The organism is Donghicola mangrovi, assembly GCF_013377535.1.
Classification (GTDB): domain Bacteria; phylum Pseudomonadota; class Alphaproteobacteria; order Rhodobacterales; family Rhodobacteraceae; genus Donghicola; species Donghicola mangrovi.
Genome location: NZ_JABCJE010000003.1, coordinates 458,485 through 485,476, shown reverse-complemented (window position 1 = coordinate 485,476; position 26,992 = coordinate 458,485). Strand labels below are relative to the sequence as shown.

At 62.8% G+C, this 26,992-nt stretch carries 25 protein-coding genes and 1 tRNA gene; 7 read left to right on the top strand and 19 right to left on the bottom strand.

Translation table 11 applies throughout. The features are described from left to right. The first annotated feature begins 39 nt into the window (after positions 1-39). The gene (locus tag HJ536_RS10295; protein ID WP_338082428.1) at positions 40-612 is read left to right on the top strand and encodes a gamma-glutamyl kinase; all 573 of its coding nucleotides are present in this window, start codon (positions 40-42) and stop codon (positions 610-612) included. Here HJ536_RS10295 and HJ536_RS10290 read toward each other — a convergent pair whose 3' ends face one another. The 3 genes from HJ536_RS10290 to guaB form a co-directional block, all read right to left on the bottom strand. Further along, complete coding sequence (locus HJ536_RS10290; RefSeq protein ID WP_177157626.1) at positions 613-2,928, bottom strand: hybrid sensor histidine kinase/response regulator; 2,316 nt, start codon at positions 2,926-2,928, stop codon at positions 613-615. A 98-nt stretch (positions 2,929-3,026) separates the two neighbouring features. Continuing rightward, positions 3,027-4,190 carry an RsmB/NOP family class I SAM-dependent RNA methyltransferase gene (locus HJ536_RS10285; protein ID WP_176853199.1) on the bottom strand — a complete coding sequence of 388 codons (1,164 nt, stop codon included), beginning with the start codon at positions 4,188-4,190 and terminating at the stop codon, positions 3,027-3,029. A gap of 73 nt (positions 4,191-4,263) precedes the next feature. Further along, positions 4,264-5,715 carry an IMP dehydrogenase gene (gene guaB / locus HJ536_RS10280; RefSeq protein WP_176853200.1) on the bottom strand — a complete coding sequence of 484 codons (1,452 nt, stop codon included), beginning with the start codon at positions 5,713-5,715 and terminating at the stop codon, positions 4,264-4,266. A 201-nt stretch (positions 5,716-5,916) separates the two neighbouring features. Between guaB and HJ536_RS10275 the strand changes: the two genes are divergently transcribed. Together HJ536_RS10275 and HJ536_RS10270 are read left to right on the top strand one after the other, a co-directional pair. After that, on the top strand, positions 5,917-7,950 hold the full coding sequence (locus HJ536_RS10275; protein WP_177157625.1) for an ASKHA domain-containing protein: 2,034 nt from the start codon (positions 5,917-5,919) through the stop codon (positions 7,948-7,950). 56 nt (positions 7,951-8,006) lie between these two features. Beyond that, positions 8,007-8,080, top strand: a tRNA-Gly gene (locus HJ536_RS10270). Between the two features lie 74 nt (positions 8,081-8,154). On the opposite strand, the gene lpxB is transcribed toward HJ536_RS10270, so the two are convergent. From lpxB to pyrH, 13 genes are all read right to left on the bottom strand, one after another. Beyond that, positions 8,155-9,312 (bottom strand): lipid-A-disaccharide synthase, encoded by a 1,158-nt coding sequence (gene lpxB / locus HJ536_RS10265; protein WP_177157624.1) that lies wholly within the window; start codon positions 9,310-9,312, stop codon positions 8,155-8,157. Then, positions 9,309-10,124, bottom strand: a complete 816-nt coding sequence (locus HJ536_RS10260) for an LpxI family protein (RefSeq protein WP_177157623.1) — start codon at positions 10,122-10,124, stop codon at positions 9,309-9,311. The genes lpxB and HJ536_RS10260 overlap by 4 nt, the downstream gene beginning before the upstream one ends. Further along, on the bottom strand, positions 10,121-10,918 hold the full coding sequence (gene lpxA, locus HJ536_RS10255; protein WP_177157622.1) for an acyl-ACP--UDP-N-acetylglucosamine O-acyltransferase: 798 nt from the start codon (positions 10,916-10,918) through the stop codon (positions 10,121-10,123). The genes HJ536_RS10260 and lpxA overlap by 4 nt, the downstream gene beginning before the upstream one ends. Next, on the bottom strand, positions 10,915-11,385 hold the full coding sequence (fabZ, locus tag HJ536_RS10250; RefSeq protein ID WP_176853205.1) for a 3-hydroxyacyl-ACP dehydratase FabZ: 471 nt from the start codon (positions 11,383-11,385) through the stop codon (positions 10,915-10,917). The genes lpxA and fabZ overlap by 4 nt, the downstream gene beginning before the upstream one ends. Before the next feature lie 89 nt (positions 11,386-11,474). Next, positions 11,475-12,026, bottom strand: coding sequence for an OmpH family outer membrane protein (locus HJ536_RS10245; RefSeq protein ID WP_177157621.1), 552 nt, complete (start codon positions 12,024-12,026; stop codon positions 11,475-11,477). A 26-nt stretch (positions 12,027-12,052) separates the two neighbouring features. Beyond that, entirely contained in the window at positions 12,053-14,377 is a 2,325-nt protein-coding gene (gene bamA, locus HJ536_RS10240; protein ID WP_228028689.1) for an outer membrane protein assembly factor BamA, read from the bottom strand. A gap of 101 nt (positions 14,378-14,478) precedes the next feature. Then, the gene (locus HJ536_RS21095; RefSeq protein ID WP_265575597.1) at positions 14,479-14,610 is read right to left on the bottom strand and encodes a hypothetical protein; all 132 of its coding nucleotides are present in this window, start codon (positions 14,608-14,610) and stop codon (positions 14,479-14,481) included. 71 nt (positions 14,611-14,681) lie between these two features. Further along, the gene (gene rseP, locus HJ536_RS10235; protein WP_177157620.1) at positions 14,682-16,013 is read right to left on the bottom strand and encodes an RIP metalloprotease RseP; all 1,332 of its coding nucleotides are present in this window, start codon (positions 16,011-16,013) and stop codon (positions 14,682-14,684) included. A 9-nt stretch (positions 16,014-16,022) separates the two neighbouring features. Beyond that, entirely contained in the window at positions 16,023-17,192 is a 1,170-nt protein-coding gene (gene dxr, locus HJ536_RS10230; RefSeq protein WP_177157619.1) for a 1-deoxy-D-xylulose-5-phosphate reductoisomerase, read from the bottom strand. Further along, positions 17,189-17,956 carry a phosphatidate cytidylyltransferase gene (locus tag HJ536_RS10225; protein ID WP_176853209.1) on the bottom strand — a complete coding sequence of 256 codons (768 nt, stop codon included), beginning with the start codon at positions 17,954-17,956 and terminating at the stop codon, positions 17,189-17,191. Before HJ536_RS10225 ends, dxr begins: the two co-directional genes overlap by 4 nt. Beyond that, positions 17,953-18,678: an isoprenyl transferase gene (locus tag HJ536_RS10220; RefSeq protein WP_176853210.1), complete on the bottom strand. Its 726-nt coding sequence runs from the start codon at positions 18,676-18,678 to the stop codon at positions 17,953-17,955. Before HJ536_RS10220 ends, HJ536_RS10225 begins: the two co-directional genes overlap by 4 nt. 24 nt (positions 18,679-18,702) lie before the next feature. Next, positions 18,703-19,266 (bottom strand): ribosome recycling factor, encoded by a 564-nt coding sequence (frr, locus tag HJ536_RS10215; RefSeq protein WP_176853211.1) that lies wholly within the window; start codon positions 19,264-19,266, stop codon positions 18,703-18,705. Between the two features lie 84 nt (positions 19,267-19,350). Next, positions 19,351-20,085 carry a UMP kinase gene (gene pyrH, locus HJ536_RS10210; protein ID WP_176853212.1) on the bottom strand — a complete coding sequence of 245 codons (735 nt, stop codon included), beginning with the start codon at positions 20,083-20,085 and terminating at the stop codon, positions 19,351-19,353. An 83-nt stretch (positions 20,086-20,168) separates the two neighbouring features. Between pyrH and miaA the strand changes: the two genes are divergently transcribed. The 3 genes from miaA to HJ536_RS10195 all read left to right on the top strand — a co-directional run bounded on the left by miaA (position 20,169) and on the right by HJ536_RS10195 (position 23,830). Beyond that, positions 20,169-21,080: a tRNA (adenosine(37)-N6)-dimethylallyltransferase MiaA gene (gene miaA, locus HJ536_RS10205; RefSeq protein ID WP_177157618.1), complete on the top strand. Its 912-nt coding sequence runs from the start codon at positions 20,169-20,171 to the stop codon at positions 21,078-21,080. Positions 21,081-21,147: 67 nt separating this feature from the next. Then, positions 21,148-21,999 (top strand): helix-turn-helix domain-containing protein, encoded by an 852-nt coding sequence (locus HJ536_RS10200; RefSeq protein ID WP_177157617.1) that lies wholly within the window; start codon positions 21,148-21,150, stop codon positions 21,997-21,999. 142 nt (positions 22,000-22,141) lie between these two features. Continuing rightward, positions 22,142-23,830, top strand: coding sequence for an ABC transporter substrate-binding protein (locus HJ536_RS10195; protein WP_177157616.1), 1,689 nt, complete (start codon positions 22,142-22,144; stop codon positions 23,828-23,830). On the opposite strand, the gene HJ536_RS10190 is transcribed toward HJ536_RS10195, so the two are convergent. Next, the gene (locus tag HJ536_RS10190) at positions 23,814-24,422 is read right to left on the bottom strand and encodes a lytic transglycosylase domain-containing protein (RefSeq protein ID WP_176853216.1); all 609 of its coding nucleotides are present in this window, start codon (positions 24,420-24,422) and stop codon (positions 23,814-23,816) included. The genes HJ536_RS10195 and HJ536_RS10190 overlap by 17 nt on opposite strands. A gap of 147 nt (positions 24,423-24,569) precedes the next feature. Here HJ536_RS10190 and ssb point away from each other — a divergent pair, with 147 nt between their 5' ends. Next, complete coding sequence (ssb, locus tag HJ536_RS10185) at positions 24,570-25,085, top strand: single-stranded DNA-binding protein (protein WP_176853217.1); 516 nt, start codon at positions 24,570-24,572, stop codon at positions 25,083-25,085. A 124-nt stretch (positions 25,086-25,209) separates the two neighbouring features. Here ssb and aroB read toward each other — a convergent pair whose 3' ends face one another. Beyond that, positions 25,210-26,325, bottom strand: a complete 1,116-nt coding sequence (gene aroB, locus HJ536_RS10180; RefSeq protein ID WP_177157615.1) for a 3-dehydroquinate synthase — start codon at positions 26,323-26,325, stop codon at positions 25,210-25,212. After that, positions 26,318-26,869: a shikimate kinase gene (locus HJ536_RS10175; RefSeq protein ID WP_177157614.1), complete on the bottom strand. Its 552-nt coding sequence runs from the start codon at positions 26,867-26,869 to the stop codon at positions 26,318-26,320. The genes aroB and HJ536_RS10175 overlap by 8 nt, the downstream gene beginning before the upstream one ends. Between the last annotated feature and the right edge of the window lie 123 nt (positions 26,870-26,992).

Genomic DNA, 26,992 nt, shown 5'->3' with positions numbered 1-26,992 from the left:
CAGAAGGGTTCCCGTATGCTGGTGTTTTGGAAGCAGAATTTGGCGCTATTATCCGTGCCCAAGACAGGGACCACAGCCCTCGAGGCCGCCCTGGCCCCCACTGCCGATATCGTGATCTCGAACCCGCCCGAGCTGAAACACCTGCCCGTTTATCGCTACACCCGATTCATGGAAAAGATGTTCGACAAGGCTACGGGCCGTAAACCGCAAACCATCGCCGTGGTCCGCGAACCCGTTGATTGGCTGGGCAGCTGGTACAGATACCGTCAGCGGCCCCAGCTGAACGGCCACCCCAATTCCACCGCCAATGTCGATTTCGATACATTTGTGCTGGAGTACACCAAGGGCAAACCCGCCCCCTTTGCCAACGTGGGGTCTCAGGCGCGGTTTCTGGCGGGGGATGACGATGCCCTGTGCGGTGTGGATCATCTGTTCCGCTATGACCGGCTGGACCAGCTCTATGCCTTTCTGGAAGAGCGGCTGGACACCAAGATCACGACCGAACGTCTGAACGTCTCCCCGACCCGAGAGATCGCCCTGTCGGACGAGGTCACCCAGCATCTGCGCCAGAAATGCCCCCGCGAATTCGAGCTCTACGAGGCAGCCAAGTAATCAGGCGGCCACGGCCTCGCCCATCTGTTCCTGCACCGTCGCGGTCAGGTCCGTCAGAGAGAACGGCTTGGGCAGGAACACCGAATTGGCGATGATCTTCTTGGCATCGCCAAAGGTTTCCTCGGCATAGCCGGACACGAAAACCACACGTAGGTCGGGGCGGGTGCGCATCGCCTCGGCCACCCAAGTGGGGCCGTCCATGCCGGGCATGATCACATCGGTCACTACCACATCCACGCTGAAATCGGGCGTTGCGAAATGGCGCAGGGCTTCCTCGGCCGACGCCGCCTCGACCACCTCGTAGCCGCGCATCCGCAGGGCACGGCTGGCAAAGGCGCGCACAGGGGCCTCGTCCTCGACCAGCAGCACGCGGCCGTCCCCATGGCGGATGCGGACGGGTTCGGGCGCAGGGATTTCCACGGGCGCTGGTTCGGCGCCATAGACCGGCAGCAAAATGTCGAACCGCGTCCCCTGCCCCGGCGTACTGCTGAGAAAGATATACCCACCGCTCTGTTTGACGATCCCATAGGCGGTGGACAGGCCCAGCCCCGTCCCTTCGCCCGCCTTTTTCGAGGTAAAGAACGGCTCGAACACCTTGGACTGGTGTTCATAGGGAATGCCCGTGCCGTCATCCTCGACCGAGATCAGGACATAGCGGCCTGCGGGGACCTGCGCACGGTCGCGCATGATCGGCATATCCAGCACCTGCTCGGAGGCCGTGATGCGGACCTCTCCGCCCTCAGGCATGGCGTCGCGGGCGTTTACCACGAGGTTCATCAGCACTTGCTCAAGCTGGCGCTTGTCGGCACGGATGGGGCCGGTCTCGGACTTGTGCTGTAGCTTCAGGTTCACCTTTTCTCCGACCAGACGGTTCAGCAGATGGGTCAGGTCCGACAGGGTCGCGCCCACATCCAGCCGCTCGGGGTTCAGGGTCTGCTTGCGCGAGAACGCCAAGAGCTGACTGACCAGCGCCGCCGCGCGGTTGGAGTTCTGCGCGATCTGGATCAGGTCCGCATATTCGGGGTCCTGCGGTTCGTGGCGCAACAGCAGCAGGTCGCAATGCCCCGAAATCGCGGTCAGCAAGTTGTTGAAATCGTGCGCCACCCCGCCCGCCAGCTGGCCAATGGCCTGCATTTTCTGGGTCTGGGTGAACTTGGCCTCCATGACCTTCAGGTCAGTGGCATCGTTCAGCACGACCATCACGCGGGGCAAATCCTGACCGTTCAGTTGCGGGGTCAAGGTCACCTGCACATAGCGTTCAGTGTCTTGCTCCAAGAGGCGCATGAATTCGGGCTGACCGGGGGCCTGACCGTCGCAGACCTGCTTCAGCCAGTCAGTCAGCGACCGGCCCAACCCCTCGAGCAAGCCCGAAAGATGCACAGGCAGCGGGCGCACGGTGGCCTCGTCGCCATAGATCAGACGGCGCGCGGCACGGTTCGCCGACAGCAGCGCCCCGTCGGCATTGCAGGTCAGGATGGCCACGGGCAGACGCTCGATCTCGGGCTGCTCGACGCGCTGGGTGCCTGCGGGGGGCGACACCAGCAGGATGTCGCGGCGGCCAGCCTCTCGGGACAGTTCGACGGCCAGATATTGGCGGATGGCGCGGTTGGTGCGCACGGTGATCAAGCGGCCATGCTCGACCGGCGGATCGACAAAGGCGTCGCGGGCGTGGCGGCGGGTGCCCCCCAGCATCTGCCGCAGGGCGTTGTTCATCCACAGGATCGCGCCGTTCCGGCCAAGGGTCAGCCGCGGCGCCTCGCCATAGGATTCGGGCAGCGGCATTTCCTCGATCACGGTGCGGTTGCAAAAGGTCCAGAGCACGCGCCCCTGCCCCAGCCGCGCCAGCGAGGTCGCATAGCTGTCCGAGGTCAGCGCGCACATCCCTTGGGCCTGCCGCCCCTCAAGGCAATCGGCCAGCAGCGTGTGGGCGCGCGGCGCATGTTCCCCAAAGAACCCGAACACAGGCGCCCCGATTTCAACGCCGGTCAGGACGGTGGTGATCATGGGGGCGAATTGCAGGACCTTGCCATTGCGGTCGGTGATCAGCGCAGGGCACGGGAACACATCCAAGAGCCCCTCGTACTGGGGATCCGCGGTTCTGGGGCGGGCCTTGGCGCGGGTTAACAGGACGATAACGCCCGTGGTCAGACCGGCCAGACTGACCAGCACCGCCACCAGAGCCGCAACACTCATCCCCGGCATCTCGGGCATCAGCGACACAGCCGCCGCGACCCCCAGCAGAAAGATGGAAAAGACGATCGCCGCCAAGGTGACCGGCAGCTGGCGCAGTGACTTCCAGAACTTTTTTGATGGCATGAAACGACGCCCCCGAACGAAACCCGCTCTTTTGCTAAGCCAAAACAATTAAGAGCAGCTTAACAAAAGGCGGGATCAATCAAAGGAGGTAATTTCTGTTAGGGCTTTCTAAATACTGCCACAAAGAACCCGTCCCCGCCCATCAGCGGCGTAAACAGGCGCTCTGTCTCTAGCGTCCAGCCCGGATGACCCGCCAAGAACGCCTCGACCTGCGCGTGGTTCTCGACCTCGAGGACCGAGCACGTCGCATAGGCCAGCGCCCCGCCAGCCGCCACCAAGGGCGCGGCGTCCCGCAGGATTTGCGCCTGAAGCGCCGTTACATCGTCCAGCAATGCTTGGGTCAAACGCCACTTGCCCTCGGGCGCGCGGCGCCACGAACCGGACCCAGAACAGGGCGCATCGCACAGCACCAGATCGAACGGCCCCTGCCCGCGCAACTCGGTCGTGCGGCAGATGCGAACGGCGATCTCGGCGCGGTCGGCACGGTCGGGCAGATCCTTCATCCGTTGGGGGTTGGCGTCGTGGGCGAACATGGTGGCGCGGGTCAGCGCGGCCATGGCCAGCGTCTTGCCACCGCCGCCCGCGCAATAGTCCAGCACCTTGCCCTGCTTGGGCAGAGGCAGCGCGTCGACCAGCGCCTGACTGGCGGCATCCTGTAACTCCACCTGACCAGTCAGATAGGCAGGCGATTGCTTGATGCGGCGGGCGTTTTCGGTGACCTCCAGCGCGGTGGGCGACAGGGGGTGCGGCACGGCCACAATCCCGTCCACGGCCAGAGTGGCCACGGCAGCCTCAACGTCAGAGGTCCGCAGGTTCACCCGCAGAAACACCGGCGCGCGGTGGCGCTGGATGGCCGCAACCTCGGCCGCGTCATCGCCAAGGCTCTGCTGCCACAGGGGGAAGAGCCACTCGGGGATGTCCAGCGCATCGGCGCCCTCGGGTGCGTGGCCGTAGCCCTTTTCGGCCTCGGTCATAGGCAGGGGCGCGTGACCCTCTCCGGTGAACAGGCTGTCCAGATCGACCCCCGCTTGGGTCAGCAGGCCGATCATCAGCCCGCGCCCGCTGTCATCACCGCCCACAGCCGCACAGGACGACCGCTGGCGCAGCACGTCGAACACGTGGTCGCGAATGGCGGCACGGTCCTTGGAGCCCGCGAACCGGGCGTTCCGCGCCCATGTGGTCAGCGCCTTTTCCGCCGGTTCCCCGTCGGTGATCTGGTCCAGAATCTCGATTGCGGCCTGAATGCGTGCGGCAGGTGTCATACGCGCCCCCTTTGGAATGGCAGAGGGCCGCCCGAACGCCGGACGGCCCCTGTTTTACAGTGTCAAACGGGCCTTAGCCCACGCGGTAGTTCGGCGACTCGCGGGTGATCTGAACGTCGTGGACGTGCGATTCCTTGAGGCCCGCGCCGGTGATGCGGACGAACTCGCAGTTGTGGCGCATCTCTTCGACGGTCGCACAACCGGTATAGCCCATGGCCGCGCGCAGGCCGCCAACCAACTGGTGCAGAACAGCCGCTGCGGGGCCTTTGTAGGGCACCTGACCTTCGATCCCTTCGGGGACCAGCTTGTCGCTGGCGGCATCCTTCTGGAAGTAACGGTCGGCCGAACCACGGGCCATCGCGCCAAGGCTGCCCATGCCGCGGTAGGATTTGAACGAACGGCCCTGATACAGGATCACTTCGCCCGGCGATTCATCGGTGCCCGCGATCATCGAGCCAACCATCGCGCAGCTTGCGCCCGCCGCGATGGCCTTGGCAAAGTCGCCCGAGAATTTGATGCCGCCGTCCGCGATGATCGGAGTGTCGCCTGCCGATGCCGCGCAATCCATGATCGCGCTCAGCTGGGGTACACCCACGCCAGCAACCATACGGGTGGTGCAGATCGAGCCCGGCCCGATGCCGACCTTGACCGCATCCGCGCCCGCATCGATCAGAGCAGCGGTTGCCGCGCCGGTCGCCACGTTGCCTGCCACGATCTCGACGCGATCGCCGAATTCTTTCTTGATGCGTGCAACCGCAAGGCCAACACCTTCGGAGTGGCCGTGGGCGGTGTCGATGACAACCATGTCCACGCCTGCTTCGATCAGGGCGGCGGTACGCTCGTAGCCCGCGTCACCCACGGTCGAGGCCGCAGCCACACGCAGGCGGCCCAGCTCGTCTTTGCAGGCGGTGGGATTCAGAACGGCCTTCTCGGTGTCCTTCAGGGTCAGCAGACCGGTCAGGTGGCCAGCAGCGTCCGTCACCAGCAGCTTCTCGATGCGGCGGGCCTTCATCAGGCTGATCGCTTCGTCGCGGTCTGCGGGTTCTTTCAGGATGGCCAGGTTGTCGCTGGTCATCATCGCGCTGACGGGGGTCTTGTCGTCGGTGGCGAAGCGCATGTCACGGTTGGTGACAATACCGACCACGCGGCCCTCGGCGTCCACAACGGGGAAGCCGGTGAAGTTGTAGCGGTCAATCAGGGCCTTGGCGTCTGCCATGGTCTGGTCGGGGCGCAGGGTTACGGGGCTGTAAACAATACCGCTCTCGAAACGCTTGACGCGGCGCACTTCGCGCGCCTGCGCCTCGATGTCGAGGTTGCGGTGGATCACGCCCATCCCGCCAGCCTGCGCAAGGCAGATCGCCATGCGGGCTTCGGTCACGGTATCCATAGCCGAGGAAAGGAGGGGAATGTTCAGGGCAATTTTCTTGGTCACTCGGGTCCGCGTATCAGCGGTCGAGGGCATCACATTACTTGCGGCCGGAACAAGCAGTACATCGTCGAAGGTCAGCGCCTCGCGAATCTTCATGGCGGGTCTCCGTGGAAGCTTCGTTTGGCGCTTCCCTATTGCACCGAATGCCCCAAGGGGAAAGCCTTATTTGCGCGTGCGGCAACATATCTGCCTTGCGTGTCGGTCGGGACTGGGGGATTTTCCGACGCTTCCGGCCTTTCCCTTGGCGGCGCAGGGCCTATGATCCGCACGCGCAACAGACTTTTCAGGAATATTCCCATGACCGACGCACTGGTTATTTTCACCCCCTCGGGCAAACGGGGCCGCTTCCCCATCGGCACCCCTGTGCTGACCGCCGCCCGCCAACTGGGGGTCGATCTGGATTCGGTCTGCGGCGGACGCGGCATCTGTTCCAAGTGTCAGGTCCAGCCTTCCTACGGCGACTTCCCCAAGTTCGGCGTACATGTGGCCGAGAACGCCCTCAACGACTTCAACGCTGTCGAGGAACGCTATGATCGTATCCGCGGGCTGAAGGCCGGTCGCCGTCTGGGCTGTCAGGCCACCGTTCAGGGCGACATCGTGATCGACGTGCCGCCAGAGTCTCAGGTCCACAAGCAGGTCGTCCGCAAGGCCGCGACCCAGCGCGACATCGTCATGGACCCCGCCACCCGCCTGTATTTCGTCGAAGTTCAGGAACCCGACATGCACGACCCGACCGGCGATTTCGAACGCCTGAAGGCCGCGCTGAAAGACCAGTGGCAGATCGAGGGCGTCACCGCCGCTCTGCCCTTCCTGTCGAAACTCCAGCCCACCCTGCGCAAGGGCGAATGGAAGGTCACCGTGGCCGCTCACAAGGGCCATCAGGACACCACCGTGCAGCTGCTGGACATCTGGCCGGGCCTGCACGAGGACGGCCTTTATGGTCTGGCGGTTGACCTTGGCTCGACCACCATCGCTGCGCACCTGTGCGATCTGGTCACGGGCGAGGTAAAGGCCTCCAGCGGCCGCATGAACCCGCAGATCCGCTTTGGCGAAGACCTGATGAGCCGCGTCAGCTATTCGATGATGAACCCCGGCGGGGACAAGGAAATGACCCGCGCCGTGCGCGAGTCCCTGAACGACCTGACCGATGGCATCGCCAAGGAAGCAGGCATCGATCCGTCCTTGATCGTTGAGGCAACATTCGTCTGTAACCCCGTGATGCACCACCTTCTTCTGGGCTTCGACCCTGTGGAGCTGGGACAGGCGCCGTTCGCTCTGGCGACCTCGAGCAGTGTGTCCCTGAACGCCCGCGAGATGGAGCTGGACCAGATGAACCCGAACGCCCGGGTCTTTGTCCTGCCCTGTATCGCCGGTCACGTGGGCGCGGACGCCGCCGCCGTGGCTCTGTCCGAAGAGCCGAACAAATCCGAAGACCTCGTGCTGATCGTGGACGTGGGCACCAACGCCGAAATCCTGCTGGGGGACAAGTCCCGCGTGCTGGCCTGTTCGTCGCCCACCGGCCCCGCGTTTGAGGGCGCTCAGATCAGCAGCGGCCAGCGCGCCGCCCCGGGTGCCATCGAACGGATCGAGATCGACCCCGTCACCAAAGAGCCCCGCTTCCGCGTCATCGGCTGTGACCTCTGGTCCGACGAAGAGGGCTTTGCCGAAGCGACCGCCAGCAGCGGCGTCACCGGCATCGCAGGGTCCGGCATCATCGAAGCACTGGCCGAGATGCGCAGCGCAGGCATTCTGGACGCCAGCGGTCTGATCGGCAGCAGCGAACAGGTCGGCACCCCCCGGATCGAGCCCGAGGGCCGCACCAACACCTATGTCATCCACGACAGCAGCGCCCAAGGCGGCCCCCGCATCACCGTCACCCAGAACGACGTACGGGCGATCCAGCTGGCGAAATCGGCGCTCTATGCCGGTGCGCGTCTGCTGATGGACGAACGCGGCGTGGATACGGTGGACCGCGTGGTGCTGGCCGGTGCCTTTGGCGCCCATATCAGCCCCAAGCACGCGATGATCCTTGGCATGATCCCCGACGTGCCGCTGGACAAGGTTACCAGCGCTGGCAACGCCGCAGGCACCGGTGCGCGCATCGCCCTGTGCAATGTCGCCGCCCGCAATGATATCGAGAAAATCGTGCGCCAGATCACCAAGGTCGAAACCGCGATCGAGCCGAAATTCCAAGAGCATTTCGTCAACGCCAACGCGATCCCGCACAAGACAGACGCCTTCCCGCACCTGTCGGAAATCGTCACCCTGCCCGATGTCAGCTACAACACCGGCGGCGGGGATGCAGGTGGACGCAAGCGCCGCCGCCGCTAATCGGCACAAGCCTCTTGACGGGCGGGATCGGTGATCGTATCTCGCCTGTCAGTGATGCGGGTATGGTGAAATGGTATCACACGAGCTTCCCAAGCTCTTGGCGCGGGTTCGATTCCCGCTACCCGCTCCAACATCTTTCCTGACAGTGTGAATTTCCGGCGTGGTCCCACGCAAATGGGCCCCTGTTTCCAAGGGCCCGTCCGGCTATTTCCCCAATCCGCGCAGCACCGCCCGTGCGGCTCGCAGACCCGGCGCCTCGCCGCCTTCGCCAAGGCGCTGCATGGTGGTGGACATTGCGGCCAACTGCTCGGACGGGTGGTTCAGAACTTCGGCGATGTAGGGGGCGATCAGTTCGGGTTTGCACTGGTCCCCGATTAGTTCGGGGATCACGCGGGTGTCCGACACCAGCGACACCAGCGTCACCGTATCGATCCGCAGCATGGCCGAGATGATCTTGCGGCTCAGCCAGCTCATGTCATAGGCGATGACCATCGGGGTCCGGGCCGCCGCCAGCTCCAAGGACACCGTCCCCGAGGCAGCCAGCGCCACATCCGCCGCACGGAACGCGGCCTTTTTGATGCGGTCGGCCTGTTCGCCCAATTCGCGGGGGTCCAGAACGATGGTGCGCTTCGGCCAGTCCGCCAGCCCCGCTTCGATCATCCCAGCGACCGCAGGCGCGGCGGGCAGAACGATTTGCAGATCAGGCTCGGCCTCCAGCACTTGCGCGAGGGCCTGCTGGAACACCGGCGACAGACGCGTCACCTCGGACCGGCGCGATCCGGGCAGCACCAGCAGCAAGGGCTGCTCGCCGATGCCATAGTGCAGACGGAAACGATCCGCCTCGGCGTCCGTCGCCTGTTCCTGAGTGGCGATGGGGTGGCCGACAAAGTCGCATTCCATCCCCGCCGCTTCCATATAGGGTGGCTCGAACGGCAACAGGGCCAGCACCTGATCGATGCATTTCGCCATCTTCACCGCCCGCTTGGGGCGCCAAGCCCAAACGCTGGGGGCGACATAGTGAACGGTGCGGATATGCGGGGCCTTGGATTTCACCAGCTTGGCCACGCGCAGACAGAAATCCGGCGCGTCGATGGTGATCATCACATCGGGCTTTAGGGCGATCACGGCCTCGGCGCATTCGCGGATGCGGCGCTTGAGGTGGAAATATTTCGGCAGGATCTCGGCGATGCCCATGAGGCTCAGTTCCTCCATCGGGAACTGGCTGGTCAGGCCCTGCGCCTGCATCAAGGGGCCACCGACGCCCGCATACTGGATGCCGGGTTGCAGGGTGTTCAGCCCCTGCATCAGCGCCCCGCCAAGGGCATCGCCCGAAGGTTCGCCCGCAATCACATAGACCTTCATGAACGGGGCTCCGCTGCCCAGAGGAAGACGCCCGTTTCCTCGGCCACTTGGGCAATCTGGGGACGGTCCAGCACCACCACGTTGCCCGCAGTGATGACGATGCCGTTCAGGCCCGCCTTGGCCGCAGCGCGCAGGGTGTCAGGCCCCACGGCTGGCATATCAACGCGCAAGTCCTGCCCCTGCTTGGGGGTCTTGACCAGCACGCCTCCCTTGGCCACGTGGCGAAGCTTGTCAGGGGTTTCGGCCACAAACCGCAGCATCGCGTCGGTGCCCTGCAATGTCTCGAACCCGAGGCACAGGCCCCGCGCCACCACACAGCCCTGCCCGATGTCCAAGGCCGCCGTATAAGCCAGAATATCAAAGCCTCGCGCTGCATCCGCCATATCCGCGTCCGAGGGCGCGGGCCCCGCCAACAACCCCGCCGTCGACGTCAGCGCGGGCAGCACCTCGTGGGCGCCGCGCACGGCAAAGCCCTGCCCTTCGAAGGTCTGGACGACCAGCCGCAGCACGGCGTCGTCCCCTTGCTGCATGGCGGCCAGCAGATGGGGCGCCAAGGCCCGCATGTCATCGTCGAATTGCGCAGGGTCCAAGGCAGGCCGCGACAGGCCACCGGCAAAGACCACCTCGGTCACGCCAGCATCCCGCAGCGCCGCATAGATCGCGCCAATCCGGTCAATGGGAAACACAGGGGCGTCTGGCCCCATCAGGTGCTGCACCCCTGCAAAGGTCAGCACATAGGCGTCAGGATGCGCCCGCAGGATCGCAGGAGGCAGCGCACCGCCCCCCGCCAATATGCCAAGACGCGCGCTCATTTCGGCGTCAGGAACGACCGGTCCGAAGCGCCCAGAATAAAGTCCGCCATGTAGCGCACATATTCGCTGTCGCTGTCCTCGGTGATGCGTTTGGCGCGCTCGTGGAAGGTGCCCTCGCCCTGAGCCAGCGTCTGGAACGCAGCGCGCAGCGCGGTGATGTCCTCGCGGGCGACGCCCTTGCGTTTCAGGCCGACCAGGTTCAGACCGTCCAGCTGACCGCGCGGGCCCTGCACCAGACCGTGGGGCAGCACGTCGTTGGTCACCATAGTGACCGCGCCGATGATCGCGCCGCGGCCCAGACGGACCCACTGGTGGATGCCCGACAGCCCGCCGATGATCACGTCATCCTCAACGTGGCAGTGACCGGCCAAGGCAGCCTGGTTCGCCATGATCACGCGGTTGCCCACGATCGCGTCATGACCCACATGGGCGCCGGTCATGAACAGACAGTCGTCGCCCACTTTGGTCAGGCCGCCGCCACCCTCGGTGCCGGGGTTCATTGTGCAGCCCTCGCGGATGCGGTTGCGTTCGCCCACGATCAGCTTGGTGTCTTCGCCCTTGAACTTCAGGTCCTGAGGCACTTCGCCGATGCTGGCGAAGGGAAAGATCACGGTCTCGTCGCCGATCTCAGTGTCGCCGGCCAGAACCACGTGGGATTTCAGGACTACGCCCTGCCCCAGTTTGACCTTGGGACCGACCACGCAGAACGGGCCGATCACACAATCCGCGCCGATGACCGCGCCATCCTCGATGATCGAAGAGGCATGGACCTGTGCTGTGGGATCGATGCTCATGCCGCGTCCTTGGGCATGTCCATCATGGCGGTAAAGTCGGCCTCGGCCGCCAGTTCGCCATCGACCATCGCCTGACCTTTGAACTTCCAGACCTTGCCGCCGGGCTTGCCGCGAACCAGTTCCACGTTCATTTCCAGAACGTCACCGGGGCGAACCATGCGGCGGAATTTACAGTTGTCGATCGCCATGAAGTAGATCTGCATGTTCTTATCTTCGAGGTTCAGGCTGGTGCCGACCATCACAGCGGTGGTCTGGGCCATCGCCTCGATGATGGTGACGCCGGGCATGATCGGGTTGCCGGGGAAGTGCCCCTGAAAGTGCGGCTCGTTCATGGTGACGCACTTGATGCCCTTGGCCGACTGGATGCCGTTGATCTCGATGACTTTGTCCACCAGCAGGAACGGATAGCGGTGGGGCAGCAGGCGCTGGATAAGGTCGATATTGGCTTCGGTGCGGGGCTCAGTCATGGCTGTACCTTCTGATGTCATTTTGAAGGCTGAGTACCAAGTTGCCTCAGGTCGGGCAAGCCGTTGGCGCGCCCCTACCCCCTGACCGTTTATTGCTGGCCGGTTTCTGCCGTTTCGCCCGTGCCAATACGGGCGTTTATTTCAGCGATCGCCTCATCTGTTACATCTGCTTGATCCAGCACGATGAAGTAATTGCGGCGATCGTCCAGCAATGTGGCGTCGTGACGGACCAGAATCTCTGTCAGGATCGGGCGCGCAAGTTCCAGAAAACGGGCATTCGCGGTCTCGGTCAGGCGGGCGAAATTGCGGGCCTTGGTATCCTGTTCGCGGCGGATGGTCTGGACCTTTTCATCAAAGGCATCGGCGCGGGCGCGGAACTGGTCCAGCGGGATGGTGTCCCGCAACTGGGTCAATTCAGCCTCTTCGGCATCCAGCTCTTCGGTGAAGTTGTTATTCTCGGCAGCGATTTGCTGGCGGGTTTTCTCGATCTCGGCGGCGGCGCGCTGGCCGAACAGGCTCTCGCGGAAGGCGCGTTCGAAGTCGATCACCAGAACGGCACTCGGGGCAACCTGAACAGGCTGCCCCTGACCGAAATCAAGCGTGGTTTGGGCGGAAACGGGGGACCATGCACACACAGCCATGGCCAGTGCAGCAATCCCCCGACGCATTAGAATTCAGCCGAAACGGTGAATTCGAAGGTGCGCGGCTTGTCCTGAGCGCGGCGCTCGACCGGCTCGGACCAGTTGAAGCGCAGCGGACCGATGGGCGTATCCCAGAAGACCGATACACCAACAACCTGACGCAGGCTGAAGTCGTCGTACTTGACGTTGGCGCCATAGGTTTCGTCCAGACCCCAGAGCGAGCCGATGTCATAGAACACACCGCCGGAGACGCCGTATTCCTCGGGCAGGCCGATGGGGAATTCCGCCTCGAAACGGGCCACGGCAAAGTTGTTACCGCCCAGTGCCGCATCCTCGGTCGTGTCACGGGGACCGATGCCGCCTCCCTCGAAACCGCGCATGTAGCGGCTGCCAAGGTAGTAACGGTTGATCGCACGGCTCGACCCTTGGGCAAAGGCGATGTTCGACGCTTCGAAGGTGGCGCGCAGATCAACCTCTTCGTTCAGGACCTTGGTGGTGGCCTGAGCGCGGAGCTTGGTCTCGACGTACTGGACGTCCTTGCCTGCCATGAAGTCCTGACCGAACGACAGGTACACGCCTGCGTTGGGGTTCAGACCGGTTTTGCGGGTATCGAAGCTGTAGGTATAGCCCAGACCGCCAGCTTGCAGCGCGGGTTCGTCAGCCTCGTTCTTGGTGATGACGCTGGCATCGTCGGCCACATCATACATCTCGGCATATTCACCCTTCAGGCGAACCTGAAGAGAGCCGTTTTCGCTGACGGGGAAGGTCAGTGAGGGTTCGAATACACCGATGTTGCTGGAGTAATCCGCATAGCTGGCCGTGTTGTTGGTGTAGGTCAGGTTCAGACCAAACGCCAGATCGCGGTCTAGGAATGCAGGCTCAACAAAGTTGATACCGGCGGTAAAATTGTTACTGGAGTTACCCAGCGACACGCTCAGCGCCTGACCACGACCCAAGAAGTTCCGCTCGCTGAACGAGCCGACCAGACCCACGCCATCCGAGGTCGAGTAGTTCGCGCCAAAGCTGATCGAGCCAGTGGGCTGTTCGGTCACGTCCACGTCCACGATCACCTGATCGCGGCTGGTGCCCTCGCGGGCGTTGACGTTCGCATCCTTGAAGAAGCCCAGAGCGCGGATACGCTCGGCGGCCTGACGGACTTCGCGCGGGTTGAAGGGGTCGCCCTCGACCACGGTGAATTCGCGGCGGATGACGCGGTCCAGAGTGGTGGTGTTGCCTTCGATGTCGATACGCTCGACAAACACGCGCTCGCCGCGGGACAGAACAAACTCCACGTCCAGCGTCAGGTCACGGTCGTTGCGGGTGATGCGCGGCTCGATACGGACGAACTGCAGCTGTTCCTGAACGGTCAGACGCTCCAGACGGGAGATCGAGTTCTCGACCAGCGTGGGCGAATAAACGTCACCGGATTTGATCTTCAGCGCCTTGGCAAAGGCGTCGGCGTCCACATTCGACAGCTCGGACGACACCGAAACTTTGCCCACGTGGAACTGCTGGCCCTCTTCGACATTGAAGACCATGAACACGCCGTTACGCTCGCGGGTCAGCTCGGGGGTGACGCCGGTGACGCGGAAGTCAACGTAACCACGGGCCGCGTAGAAGTCCGCCAGAACCTGACGGTCAAACGCAACGCGGTCCTGAATATAGGTGTCGCGGCGGATCAGGCGGCGCAGTAGGCCGGCCTGTTTGGTTTCCAGAACGCCGCGCAGACGACGGTCCGAGAACGCCTTGTTTCCGACAAAGCTGATACGCTCGACCTCGGTCACGTCACCTTCGAAGATTTCGTAAACCAGATCGACGCGGTTGTCGGTCCGCTTGATGATGCGGGGCTGGATGCGAGCGGCGATACGGCCCTGCTGGCTGTAGGCTTCGGCGATCTTGGCAGCGTCACGCTCGACCTGCGAGGGGTCCAGAACGCGGCGTTCCTGCGTTTCAACGATCGCGGCCAACGCGTCATCGTCCAGACGGCGGTTGCCCTCGAACGAGATGCGGTTGACGGTGGGATATTCCACCACGCGGATCACCAGAGTGCTGCCCTGAGGCTCCACTTCGACGCTTTCGAACAGTCCACTATCCTCGAGGCGGCGGAAACCCGCGTTCACCTCGCCTGCCGAGACGGTCTGTCCCTTGGCGATGCCCATATAGGACAGGATAGTTGCATCCTCGATGCGCTGGTTTCCGTCGATCTGGACAGAATTGAACGCAAAGCTTTGGGCCATGGCGGCCGTGGGCGCGGTAACAACACTGGTAAAAGTAGAAAAAACAGCAACGCTGGCCATCAGGCCCGCAGCTTTGGCAAAACCGCCTGCCTTACGGCGAGGAAATTCGGTCATGGCAGTGACCCCGTCAAATCATCTCAATTGGTTGTGTGACTATCGGGATATGGGCCCGTTGTCAAAAACCAACCGCAGCATGTGGCGTCTTTGTCGCCGGTTTAGACAAGATAGCTGCTGATGACGATGCCGAATGCCAGCCCGCACAGCACACCCAAGGGGAACAGGACACGGTCCCAGTTGATTCCCAGCAGAAAGGAAAGGCTGCGATAGCCTTGGGTCAGGGTGGTCATGGAAAAAGCCTCACTCGATACAGTTCGAATGAGGCTTCTTGTAAGATTGGATTACGTCAGAATTTGGGCAATCACGGGCAGAACAGGTCGTTCCCCAGCGCAAACACCATCAGCGACAGTATCAAGGCGAGACCTCCCGCCATCAGGGCGCGCAGGACCTTGTCGCTCGGGGGTTTGCCAGCCACAGCCTCGTAGGCAAAGAACACCAGATGGCCGCCGTCCAGCACCGGCACGGGGAACAGGTTCAGCAGACCCACAGCCGCCGACAGCGAGCCGATGAACCAGATAAAGTTCTGCGCCCCCTGCGAGGCCATCGCGCCAGACACCTCGGCGATGCCGACGGGGCCGGACATGTTGCAGGTGCTGATCGCGCCGGTGATCATGTGCCACAGGCCCGACACGGAGCCTTCGATCAGGAACCACAGCTGCGCGGCCCCTGCCCCGATCGCCTGAAGAACGCCAACGGGTTCCTTGGCCGCGTCAAAGAACAGACCGCCCACAACACCAATGCGCCAGACGGTCTGGAAGCCGCCCTCGGCGCTGGGTTCATCCACGCGCTTGGCGGACAGATCGATGGTCAGGTCCTGACCATCGCGCCAGACCGACAGGCTGATCGGGTTGCCCTCGGCCGATTTGACCACGTCGATCAGCTGGCTAAAGGCGTACATCGGCACGCCATCGGCCGCGGTGATCACGTCACCGGGGCGAATGCCAGCCTCATAAGCAGCAGAGCGCGGCGAGACCTGCTCAACCAAGGGCAAATAGGGGTGCGGGCCAACGGCGGTCACGGTCTGACCATCGCGCAGAACCTCGTACTCCAGATCCGCCTGAACGGGGATTTGCGCGCGGATGGTGTTCAGCCCATCCTCGGGCATGGTGATCCCGCCGACGGACACGATCTGGTCACCCGATTGCAGGGTGATCGTCGCGGGCAGGTCCTGAATATGGCCGATGGTCAGGGGCTCTTTGGTCTGCCCTTCCCACAGGATCACGCCGGTGAAAATCACGATAGTCAGGATGAAGTTAAAGATCGGCCCCGCCGCCACAGTCGCCGCCCGCGCCCACAAAGGGGCCCCGTGCATGGTGTGCCGACGGTCGTTTTCCGATAGCTGGCCGATGGCCGCAGCGTCCTTGCCGCTGGCCGCGTCGCTATCACCCAGGAATTTCACATAGCCACCAAGGGGAAGCGCCGCGATCTGCCAGCGGGTGCCACGTTTGTCGACGCGCGAAAACAGCACCGGACCGAACCCCAAAGAGAACACTTCGGCTTTGATCCCGCCCCAACGGCCGACGATGTAGTGGCCGTATTCGTGGACCGCGACGATGATGATCAGTGCGACAACAAACGATGCGATGGTGTACAACAGACCACCCAGATCGGGTGCCAGAGCGAGAATATCCAAAACTGCCTCTTACGTTACCAAATCCATGGCGATCTGATCCGCCGCCTTACGGGCCAAATGGTCCAGTTGAGCGACGTTATCAAGGGTTACTGGTAAATGAAGCGTGTTGCGCCGCGATAATTGATCCAAGGCACCGGCCACCAGATCGGCCATATCGGTGAACCGGATGCGCCCCGCGATGAAGTGATCGAGCGCCCTCTCCTTGGCCCCGTTCAGGACCGCGCCGGACAGGCCGCCGGTTTCCATCACCTCGCGCGCAAGGCGCAGCGCCGGGTAGCGCACGTCATCGGGCGCGCGGAATGTCATGCGGCCAATCGCGGCCAAGTCCAGCCGTTCGACCGGCAGATGGGCACGGTCCGGCCAGTTCAGGGCATAGCCGATGGCGTGGCGCATATCGGGCGCGCCCACATGGGCCATCAGCGCGCCGTCGTTGAAACCAACCAGCGCGTGGATCAGGGATTCGGGGTGGACCAGAACCTCGATCATCTCGGGCTTGCAGCCAAAAAACTCTTTGGTTTCTATGACTTCGAGCGCCTTGTTGAACATAGAGGCCGAGTCGATGGTGATCCGCTGCCCCATGTCCCAGTTCGGGTGAGTCGACGCCTGCGCGCAGGTGGCTTTGGGCAGATCCTCAATGGGCCAGTCGCGGAAGGCACCGCCGGATGCCGTGATGATGATCCGCTCGACGGCAGCCATATCCTCGCCCACCAAGCCTTGGAAGATCGCCGAATGCTCGCTGTCCACGGGCAGGATCGTCGCGCCGAATTTGCGCGCGGTTTCCAGCAGCAAGGGGCCCGCCGTCACCAGCGATTCCTTGTTCGCCAGCGCAAGGGTCGTGCCCTGCTCCAATGCCTTGAGCCCCGGCGCCAGCCCCGCCACCCCCACAATCGCCGACATGATCCAGTCGGCGGGACGGTTTGCAGCCTCGACCAAGGCGTCCTGACCTGCGGCGCATTCGATGCCAGAGCCATCGAGCGCGGCGCGCAGATCATCCAGTTTCTCGGGGTATGCGGTGACGACCAGCTCGGGCCGGAACTTCAGCGCGTCACCGGCCAGTTGGGCGATATTCGCGCCGCCCGTCAGAACAACGACCTGAAAGTCGCCCATGCGGCGACCAATCAGGTCCAGCGTGCTTTGCCCGATGGACCCGGTTGCGCCGAAAATACTTATGCGTTTCAAAGGGCCCCCACAACGAAAAGCGCGATCATGCAAGCGCCGACCAGCCCGTCGAACCGGTCCATGAAGCCGCCATGTCCGGGAATGAGGTTCGAGCTGTCCTTGACCCCTGCGCGGCGTTTCAGCCAGCTTTCACCGATGTCGCCCATTTGCGCGGCAAAGGCCATCATCGCGCTGACGGGAATCAGGATCGGTCCTGCGCCGGTGGTTGCCGCAAACAGGGCCCCCACCCCGCCAGCCGCGATCCAGCCACCTGCGGTGCCGGACCAAGTCTTTTTGGGCGACAGGCGCGGCCAGAATTTCGGGCCGCCGATGGCTTTGCCCACGAAGTACCCCGCCACGTCGGACGCGATCACCACGAACAGCAGCCAGAACACCCAGACGATGCCCGCATCGGTCCGCAGGTTCACCAGCACGTAGCCCGCCACCATGATCATCGCGGCAGCAAAGGCGATCGGCATGGGTTTGCGCACGCCGCCCGTGGTGGCCGCCATCATCCCCGCAATCACCGGCAGGATCGCCAGATTGGGCAGAACCGGCAGGAACCATGTCACGGCGGCCGCCAAAGCCCCCAGCATCATTCCCACGCGGTGATCCCGCGCCTTGCCCAAGAGGCGCAGTTCATAGATCATGCAGCCCACGGCAAGCGCGATCAGCGCCGAATACCACAGGCCCCCGAGCCACACACAGGCCAGACCGACCACCAGCATGACCACAGCCGACCCCGCCCGCGGGATCAGGTCAGCCCATTTCGCGGCGCTGCTCATGCGCGGACACCACCGTAACGGCGGTCCCGCTTGCAATAGCCCGCGATCACGTTGCCGAACACTTCGGCGCTGAAATCGGGCCACATGGTGTCGATGAATTCGTATTCCGCATAGGCCGACTGCCACAGAAGGAAGTTCGAGATCCGCGCCTCGCCGCTGGTGCGGATGACCAGATCGGGGTCGGGCAGAACGTGGGTGTCCAGATAACGGGCCAGCGTTTCGCCATCCACAGTCTCGGGGTCCACTTTGCCTGCGGCCACGTCCTGCGCCAGACGCTTGGTGGCGCGGGCCACCTCGTCGCGGCCGCCATAGTTCAGGGCGATGGTCAGGTGCACGCGGTCGTTATGCTCGGTCAGCTGCTCCAGCTCGTCCATGAGGGTCTGGAGCTTGTGGTCCAGACGCACGCGGTCCCCGATAAAGCGGACGCGCACGCCCTCGTCCTTCAGGGCGCGGGCCTCTTTGGTGATGTAGCGGCGGAACAGGCTCATCAAACCGGCCACTTCGACCTGGGTCCGTTTCCAGTTCTCGGTCGAAAAGGCGAAAATCGTCAGATACTTGACCCCGAGATCGGGGCAGGCCTCGACCACTTCGCGGACACGGCGTGCCCCTGCGTGGTGACCGAAAAGCCGGGGCTTTCCCCGGCTCTGGGCCCAGCGGCCGTTGCCATCCATGATGATGGCAACGTGCTCGGGTGCGTTCTTAGCGTGAGAATCGAGCGCCATACCGCACCCTCCCTGTAATCGTACTCAAACCTGCATGATTTCTTGCTGCTTGCCTTCGAGCGCAGCGTCAACCTGTTTGATGTACTTGTCGGTCAGGTCCTGAACTTCGGACTCCCAGTATTTCTGGTCATCTTCAGAGATGCTGCCCTTGGCCTTCTTGATCTGGTCCATGCCGTCGCGGCGCACGTTGCGCACGGCTACACGGGCGTTTTCGCCGTACTGGGCTGCAACGCGGGTCAGTTCCTTGCGGCGCTCTTCGTTCAGCTCGGGGATCGGCAGCATGATGATGGTGCCGTTGAGCTGCGGGTTGATGCCCAGACCGCTTTCACGGATGGCTTTCTCGACCTTGCCGACCATGGCCTTGTCCCACACGTTGATGGTGACCATGCGCGGCTCGGGAACGTTCACAGTGCCGACCTGGTTGATCGGAGTGCGCTGACCGTAGGCTTCGACCATGATCGGCTCCAGCATGGAGGCCGACGCGCGGCCCGTACGCAGCGATGCAAATTCGGTACGCAGCGCGCCCATTGCACCATCCATGCGGCGGGTCAGATCGTCGATATCCAGTTCAAACTCTTCGTCAGCCATGATTTTGTTCTTTCCTGCTTGGGGCGCAGCGCCCTGTCTTGGTTGGGTACAGCAAAGAGGGGCCGTAGCCCCCCAGAAGCTGCCTTATCCGTGAACGGAAGTATAGGTGCCCTGACCGGCCAGAATTCCGCGGAAGCCACCGGGCTCGTCCAGCGAGAATACGATGATCGGCAGGTTGTTGTCGCGGGCCAGTGCGATCGCGCTGGCGTCCATCACACCCAGATGCTGCGCCAGAACTTCGTCATAGGTGACTTCGTCATAGCGCTTGGCGTCTGCGTGTTTCTTGGGGTCTTTGTCGTAGACGCCGTCCACCTTGGTGCCTTTGAAGATGGCCTCGCAGGCCATTTCGTTGGCGCGCAGGGTCGCAGCAGTGTCGGTGGTGAAGTACGGGTTGCCGGTGCCGGCGGCAAAGATGCACACGCGCTTCTTTTCGAGGTGACGCACGGCGCGGCGGCGGATGTAGGGCTCGCACACTTCGTCCATGCGGATTGCGCTGATCACGCGGGTAAAGACGTCCAGCTCTTCCAGAGCGGACTGCATGGCCAGCGCGTTCATGATGGTGGCAAGCATCCCCATGTAGTCGGCGGTGGTGCGCTCCATCCCCTGAGCCGAGCCCGAAAGCCCGCGGAAGATGTTGCCGCCGCCGATGACCATGCAGATCTCGACGCCAAGGTCATGTACCGATTTGACCTCGCGCGCGATGCGCTGGACGGTCGGCGGGTGCAGGCCAAAGCCCTGATCCCCCATGAGAGCCTCACCGGAAATCTTTAGAAGAACACGTTTAAACTTGGGCTGTAGGCTGTCGGGCGTATTATCCATCGAAGATCCTCGGGGCGATGTCTTTCAGTCGGGCGCAAAATGTCGGAAAACGCGCACGGGATCAATGCAGAACCCTGCACATAATGAAATCGGAGTCTCTCTTGGCCGATGCACTGAATAGCTTTGATATCGCAACCATAGCGCCGGACCAACCGGTTCTGATCGCGGGCCCTACGGCCAGCGGGAAATCGGCACTGGCCCTGCGCATTGCCGAGTCTCAGGGTGGTATCATCGTGAACGCCGATGCGTTGCAGGTTTTCGACGGCTGGCGGGTGCTGACCGCGCGGCCCGACGATTCCGATCTGGCCCGTGCGCCCCACGCCCTTTATGGCAGTGTCCCGCTCGAGGCCGACTATTCCGTCGGCCATTGGCTGCGCGATGTGACGCCCTTTTTGAATGGCGCGCAGCGCCCGATCATTGTGGGGGGCACGGGGCTCTACTTTACGGCCCTGACCACCGGATTGGCCGAAATCCCTGCCACACCCCCCGAAATCCGCGCCGAAGCCGACCTCCGCGTCGCCACCGAGGGGTTCGAGGCCCTGTTGGCCGAATTGGACCGCGACAGCGCCAGTCGTCTGGATCGATTGAACCCTGTGCGGGTCCAACGGGCGTGGGAAGTACTGCGTGCAACCGGTCGCGGCATCGCAGCATGGCAGGACGACACCCCTGCCCCTATGTTGCCCTTGGCAACCTGTAAGGCAATCGCCTTGATGCCCGACCGCGACTGGCTGAATCACCGGATCGTGAAGAGGTTCGATTTGATGCTCGAACAGGGCGCCCTGGCGGAAGCGCACAAAATCGCGCCGGTTTGGAACCCCGCCTGGCAGTCCTCCAAGGCGATCGGCGCAAAAGAATTAATCGACCATGTCAACGGCGGAATCCCCCTAGAAACCGCACGAAATGAAGCCGTTATCGCCACGCGGCAGTACGCGAAACGTCAGCGCAGTTGGCTGCGAAGCAAGATGTCAAACTGGCTTAGGCTTGATCTAGACTAAAGTTGAGCATCTACTATCCGCATAGGGTGGTCACTCACCACGTTTGATACTTACAGATTAACAAACCATGAATCACGCACTGATCATCAATCCGACCGAGACGGCGCAATGGACCGTCGCTGACGGCAACAAACCCGTCCGCTTCCAATCGCTGAGCCAGTTTTTCAATGGCCCCGAATGGAAACGCGGAGCCATGCGTGGTTACAACGACCACCTGCTGATCTGGGTCACCCGTGGTCAGGGGCGTCTGATCCTTGGCGGTGCGCGCAGCGGCTATAACAGCCACAATGCTGTCTTTGTGCCCGCCGGAACCATGTTGAAATTCGAGTGTGGATCGCAGTGCTATGGCACCGTGGTCCAGATTTCCTCGGCGCTGCATTTGGGCTTGCCCACCAAGCCCATGCAGCTGCGCGTTCGCAACGCTGGCGACCAGTGCGAACTGACCAGTCACCTCGAGGTTCTGCAGCAGGAACTGGACATCCAGCGCCTGCGCTCTGAACGGGCAGCGATCTGTCTGCTAGGTCTGATCTCGGTCTGGTTGGAGCGGCAGAAAGAGGAATGCGGCACCGGTGCCGCCCCCATGGACCCGCGCGCATCCGAAGCTGTCAGCGCCTATACCGCGCTGGTCGAACAGCAATACGCCTCGGGCAAGACCACCACCGACTACGCCGCCGAACTGGGCCTGTCCCCGTCGGATTTGTCCCGTTATTGCAAGGACATGTGCGATCTGTCGGCCTCGGACATCCTGAACCAGCGCATCCACCTGGCCGCGCGCGAGGCTTTGGCCACCAGCGCCGCGACCTTCCAGCAAGTGGCCGAGGATCTGGGCTTTAGTTCTCCGGCCTATTTCACCCGCTCGTTCGAGAACGTGACGGGCGAGTCGCCGGAACGGTTCCGCGCCCGCGCAACCGCCGCCTGAGCGGGTTTTCCCGCAAGTTTGATGGTTTTTGCAAACAGAGCGGTTGACCCGCTCTGTTTTTCTATGCGCAACTTGGACCAGAAGGACCCCTCAAAACGGGCCCCTGGCCGGCCAAGTGAACACCGGCCCCCAAGAGGCTGAAATGACGCGTAAAACCCTGACCAATGCTCCGCTCCATCCTGCAATCTCCGGCCTGCACGGACAGATGGAACAAGGGGGCCTGAGTCGGCGCGAATTTCTGGCCTATGCGACTTCTTTGGGGATGACGTCGGGGGCGGCATTGGCCATGGCGGGGGTGCCTGCGCAGGCTCAGGAAGAGACCCCGCAAATCCCCATGACCGAGCTGCTGCGCTGCCAGATGCGGGTGCTGCGGGTGGACGATCCGCGCACCTTTGACTGGCCCGAAAAGGGAAACATTGCACGGGGTTGCTGTGAAAATCTGGTGCGTTGGCGAACAGATCACACCTTTGAACCCTGGCTGCTAGAGGGTTGGGAAGTCTCGGATGATGCCCGAACTTACACTCTCTATCTGAAACAAGGTGTTAGCTGGTCCAACGGTGATCCCTTTACCGCGTCCGATGTGGCTTACAACTTTGAACGTTGGTGCAATCGCAGCATTAGCGGTAACTCCATGGCCACGCGCATGGCCGCGATGTGTGACAAGGGCACCGGCTTCATCGCCCTTGGGGCGATGGTCATCAAAGATGACCACACCATCGTTCTGAACCTGTCGCGCCCCGACGTGGCCTTTATCGCCAACCTGTCCGACTACCCTGCGCTGATCGTGCACCCCAGCTTTGACAAAACGGGCGCGGACCTGACCGCAACCCCGATCGGCACCGGCCCTTACACCATCGAGCACGTGGACGAAGGCCAGTCCGCCGTGCTGCTGCGCCGCGACGGTTGGTGGGGCGGCACCCCTGCCTTGTCGCGGATCGAATATGTCGATCTGGGCACTGATCCGGCGGTCTATTCCCGCGCCTTTACCGAGGACCTGATCGACATGGTCCACGAGACAAGTGCCACTTATATTCAGGAATTTGATGATATGGACCTGTTCCGGTCCGAGATCGACACCTCGGCCACGCTGGTATGCCGGGCCAGCCGGAACTATGAACAGGACGGCGTGCGGGTGTTTGCGGACCCGCGCGTGCGGCGGGCGTTTGCCTTGGCGGTGGACAACAACATCGTGCTGGAACTGGGCTACGCGAACCACGGCACGGTCGGCGAGAACATTCCCGTCTCTCCGCGCCACCCCGAATATACCCCGAAAAAAGTCCCAGAAAGAGACGCCGCAGCGGCCCGCGCCCTGATGGCAGAGGCCGGACATCAAGACACCGAATTCGCGTTGATCACTGTGGACGATGACTGGAACGCCGCCACCGGCGACGCCATCGCTGTGCAGATGCGGGACGCCGGACTGAACGTCACCCGCCGCCGCATCCACGGCAAGGAATTCCGTGCCGAGTGGAAGCAGCACGGCTTGTCCTGCACCCAATGGAATGCGCGTCCCTTGGCGGTGCAAATCCTGAGTCTGGCTTACAGATCGGATGGCGTGTGGAATGAATGCGGTATCGCTAACGCCGATCTGGATACACTGATCGACCGCGCCTCTGGCACCACGGACATCGAATCACGCCGCCAGATTGTTGACCGGATCGAGGATATTCTTCTCGAGGATGCGGCCGTGATCCTGCCCTATTGGCGCAGGCTCTATCGCCATGTGCGGCGGGGCGTGGGCGGCACCGCCATGCATCAGGCGCTAGAGCATCATCACGACCTTTGGTACCGGACCGAAGTGCCCGCCGAAGCGGTCACTCCCCCAGAATAGCGGTGACGTAGGCGCGGGTCTCGGCGTAGGGCGGAACGCCGTTATGCTTCTGCACCGCTTCGGGACCTGCGTTATAGGCCGCCAGTGCCAGCTTCCAATCCTGGAACCGTTCGTACTGGGTGGCCAGATAACGGGCGCCCCCTTCGAGGTTCTGTCGGGGATCGCTGGGGTCCACGCCCAAGAGCTTGGCGGTGCCCGGCATCAATTGCGCAAGGCCCAGAGCCCCCTTGTGGGACTTGGCTCCCGCATTCCAGCCGGATTCGCGCTGCACCAGACGGGCGAACAGGTCCTCGGGGACGCCATGTTTGCGGGCGGCGTCCTTGGCCATGGCCAGATAGGGGCCGCTATAGCGCCCGCGATATTTCGGTGTGGAGTATTTGGTCGGCGTAACCACCGACGGCGGCATCAGTTTGATCGACGCGGCGTACTGGGACGCGGCGCGTCCGTCCAGCACAGCGGTCTGGGTGCGAAACGCCGCCATCCGCGCACGGGAACCAGCGGTGTCGGCAGAAACAAAAGTCGGCAATGACGTTGTAAAAATCGAAAATACAAATGCAGTCGTCGCGAAGGTCCGGATCGTAGTAAGACGCATGGACAGCCCCTCGTTTGAAAAACTCCGGCGACCTTAAACAAATCTGTGGATTTTTCCAAGCCAAAGGGGATCGGGCGTTTAAGCGGGACACGGGTTTGTGTAAGCCTGACGCGGATACGCAAGAACAAGGATTCGAAAGGGACCACTATGGCCGGATCGGTGAACAAGGTTATTCTGGTAGGAAATCTGGGACGCGACCCCGAGGTGCGCAGCTTCCAGAACGGCGGCAAGGTGGCCAACCTGCGGATCGCTACTTCGGAAACCTGGCGCGACCGCGCCTCGGGCGAGCGCAAGGAACGCACCGAGTGGCACACCGTCGCGATCTTCTCGGAGCCGCTGGTAAAGCTGGCCGAGCAGTATCTGCGCAAAGGCTCCAAGGTTTATATCGAGGGCCAGCTTGAGACCCGCAAATGGCAGGACCAGTCCGGTCAGGACCGCTATTCGACCGAGGTCGTGCTGCGCCCCTATCGCGGTGAATTGACCATGCTGGACGGCCGCAACGAAGGCGGTCAGGGCGGCGGTGGCGGCTATGGCGGAGGTCAGGGCGGCGGGTATGACCGCGGCGGCTATGACGATCGCGGCCCATCGGATATGGGCGGCGGCTACGGCGGCGGTCAGGGTGGCGGCGGCAGCCGTGATCTGGACGACGAAATTCCGTTCTAAGTTGAACGTGTGGGGGCCTTCGGGCCCCTTTCTTTTTGCTTTGGGATCTTGGCGGGTGTGGTGCCGTGAGTATTTGGGGCAAAGAAGAAAGCAAAAGGCCCGCTCTGGTGGCGGGCCTTGGTGTTTAGCGGCGGGCGTCGAGGGCCTCTTGCAACAGCGTGCGGACCATGTCGCGGGGTACGTCCGAGGTGACAAAGGCTTGGCCGATGCCGCGGGCGAGGATGAAGCGGAGTTGGCCGTCCACGACCTTTTTGTCCTGCCCCATCAGATCGAGCAGTTTGTCCGCGTCGGGCAGTTCGCCGGGAATGTCGGCGAGGTCCACTTTGGTGCCCATCTCGCGCAGGTGCTGGCGCAGGCGCGAGGGGTCTTCTTGGGGGCAGAGGCCAAGGCGCGACGAGAGTTCGAAGGCCAGCGCACAGCCAATGGCGACGCCTTCGCCGTGAAGCAATCGGTCGGAGTAGCCTGTGGCGGCCTCGAACGCGTGGCAGAAGGTGTGGCCGAGGTTCAGAAGCGCACGGTCGCCCTGTTCGGTTTCGTCGCGCAGAACGATTTCGGCCTTCATCTCGACCGAGCGTTTGACCGCATAGATGCGAGCGTCCACATCGCCGGCGGCCATTTTAGTGGCGTTCTCTTCCAGCCACTCGAAGAAGTTTGCATCCCCGAGGAGGCCGTATTTGATGACCTCGCCATAGCCGGCAAGGAAATCGCGCTGGGTCAGTGTCCCGAGGGCATCCGTGTCGGCCAGCACGAGGCTGGGTTGATGGAACGCGCCCACGAGGTTCTTGCCGTGAGAGGTGTTGATGCCGGTCTTGCCACCGACCGAGCTGTCCACTTGGGCCAGCAGCGAGGTCGGGATTTGCACGAAACGCACGCCGCGGCGCAGGACCGATGCGGCAAAGCCAACCAGATCGCCGATCACGCCGCCACCCAACGCCACAACCACATCGCGGCGCTCGACCTGTTCAGAGAGCAGCCATTCGACGGTGCGGGTGAAGTGGGGCCAGCTTTTGGTGCTTTCACCTGCGGGCAGGGTCAGGGCGGTCATGGTGATGCCCTCGGACTCGAGGCCCGCGCGCAGGGTTTCGAGATGGATCGCGCCTACGTTTTCGTCGGTGACAACGGCGACCTTTTTCCGGCGCAGCAAGGGGGCGATTTCGGCGCCCGCGCTGGCGATCAGGCCTTGGCCCACGCGGATGTTGTATTCACGGCCGGGCAGCGGAACAGAGACGGTTTCAATCATCACAGACCTCCAGAACATCGGGGCGGGTTTTCAGAGCTTCGATCACGCGCTCGGCCATCTCGGGAATCGGCAGGCGCGGTTCGGATGTGACGCGCAGATCAGCCTTGGCGTAGATGGGCACGCGCTTGTGGTAGATCTCGGTCAGGGTGGCCTTGGGGTCTTTGGTGCGCAGCAAGGGACGCGTGGTCTTGTTGCGGACACGGTTCCACAGGGTCTGCAGTTCGGCATCCAGCCAGACCGACACGCCCTTTTCGTGGATCACCTCGCGGTTGCGCGCCTGAAGAAAGGCCCCGCCCCCGGTGCTGAGGATCGCGCCATCGGTGGTGATCAGGCGCGAAATGACCTCGCTCTCGCGGGCACGGAAGAAATCCTCGCCGTCGCGGGCAAAAATCTCGGGGATCGACATGGCGGCGGCGCGTTCGATTTCCTCGTCGGAATCCATGAAGGGCACGTGCAGGCGTTCGGCCAGCGCACGCCCTACAGCTGTTTTCCCTGCTCCCATCATCCCGATCAGGACTACCGTCTTTTTAAGGCGTATCGTCATGGCTTCCGTTTAGGCGTATCGGCGCGTTCACGCTAAATTGCAATTCGTCGCCTTCAATGACGTGAACTTGACGGAAATGCCATATATAATCTCCGCCAAACCCAAACATACGAGAATGAGGGG

Excerpts from the sequence above, each read along its gene's own strand:
- HJ536_RS10290 (WP_177157626.1), bottom strand. The coding sequence starts at position 2,928 with ATGCCATCAAAAAAGTTCTGGAAGTCACTGCGCCAGCTGCCGGTCACC.
- HJ536_RS10285 (WP_176853199.1), bottom strand. The coding sequence starts at position 4,190 with ATGACACCTGCCGCACGCATTCAGGCCGCAATCGAGATTCTGGACCAG.
- guaB (WP_176853200.1), bottom strand. The coding sequence starts at position 5,715 with ATGAAGATTCGCGAGGCGCTGACCTTCGACGATGTACTGCTTGTTCCG.
- HJ536_RS10275 (WP_177157625.1), top strand. The coding sequence starts at position 5,917 with ATGACCGACGCACTGGTTATTTTCACCCCCTCGGGCAAACGGGGCCGC.
- lpxB (WP_177157624.1), bottom strand. The coding sequence starts at position 9,312 with ATGAAGGTCTATGTGATTGCGGGCGAACCTTCGGGCGATGCCCTTGGC.
- HJ536_RS10260 (WP_177157623.1), bottom strand. The coding sequence starts at position 10,124 with ATGAGCGCGCGTCTTGGCATATTGGCGGGGGGCGGTGCGCTGCCTCCT.
- lpxA (WP_177157622.1), bottom strand. The coding sequence starts at position 10,918 with ATGAGCATCGATCCCACAGCACAGGTCCATGCCTCTTCGATCATCGAG.
- fabZ (WP_176853205.1), bottom strand. The coding sequence starts at position 11,385 with ATGACTGAGCCCCGCACCGAAGCCAATATCGACCTTATCCAGCGCCTG.
- HJ536_RS10245 (WP_177157621.1), bottom strand. The coding sequence starts at position 12,026 with ATGGCTGTGTGTGCATGGTCCCCCGTTTCCGCCCAAACCACGCTTGAT.
- bamA (WP_228028689.1), bottom strand. The coding sequence starts at position 14,377 with ATGACCGAATTTCCTCGCCGTAAGGCAGGCGGTTTTGCCAAAGCTGCG.
- HJ536_RS21095 (WP_265575597.1), bottom strand. The coding sequence starts at position 14,610 with ATGACCACCCTGACCCAAGGCTATCGCAGCCTTTCCTTTCTGCTGGGA.
- HJ536_RS10225 (WP_176853209.1), bottom strand. The coding sequence starts at position 17,956 with ATGAGCAGCGCCGCGAAATGGGCTGACCTGATCCCGCGGGCGGGGTCG.
- HJ536_RS10220 (WP_176853210.1), bottom strand. The coding sequence starts at position 18,678 with ATGGCGCTCGATTCTCACGCTAAGAACGCACCCGAGCACGTTGCCATC.
- frr (WP_176853211.1), bottom strand. The coding sequence starts at position 19,266 with ATGGCTGACGAAGAGTTTGAACTGGATATCGACGATCTGACCCGCCGC.
- pyrH (WP_176853212.1), bottom strand. The coding sequence starts at position 20,085 with ATGGATAATACGCCCGACAGCCTACAGCCCAAGTTTAAACGTGTTCTT.
- miaA (WP_177157618.1), top strand. The coding sequence starts at position 20,169 with ATGAAATCGGAGTCTCTCTTGGCCGATGCACTGAATAGCTTTGATATC.
- HJ536_RS10200 (WP_177157617.1), top strand. The coding sequence starts at position 21,148 with ATGAATCACGCACTGATCATCAATCCGACCGAGACGGCGCAATGGACC.
- HJ536_RS10195 (WP_177157616.1), top strand. The coding sequence starts at position 22,142 with ATGACGCGTAAAACCCTGACCAATGCTCCGCTCCATCCTGCAATCTCC.
- HJ536_RS10190 (WP_176853216.1), bottom strand. The coding sequence starts at position 24,422 with ATGCGTCTTACTACGATCCGGACCTTCGCGACGACTGCATTTGTATTT.
- ssb (WP_176853217.1), top strand. The coding sequence starts at position 24,570 with ATGGCCGGATCGGTGAACAAGGTTATTCTGGTAGGAAATCTGGGACGC.
- aroB (WP_177157615.1), bottom strand. The coding sequence starts at position 26,325 with ATGATTGAAACCGTCTCTGTTCCGCTGCCCGGCCGTGAATACAACATC.
- HJ536_RS10175 (WP_177157614.1), bottom strand. The coding sequence starts at position 26,869 with ATGACGATACGCCTTAAAAAGACGGTAGTCCTGATCGGGATGATGGGA.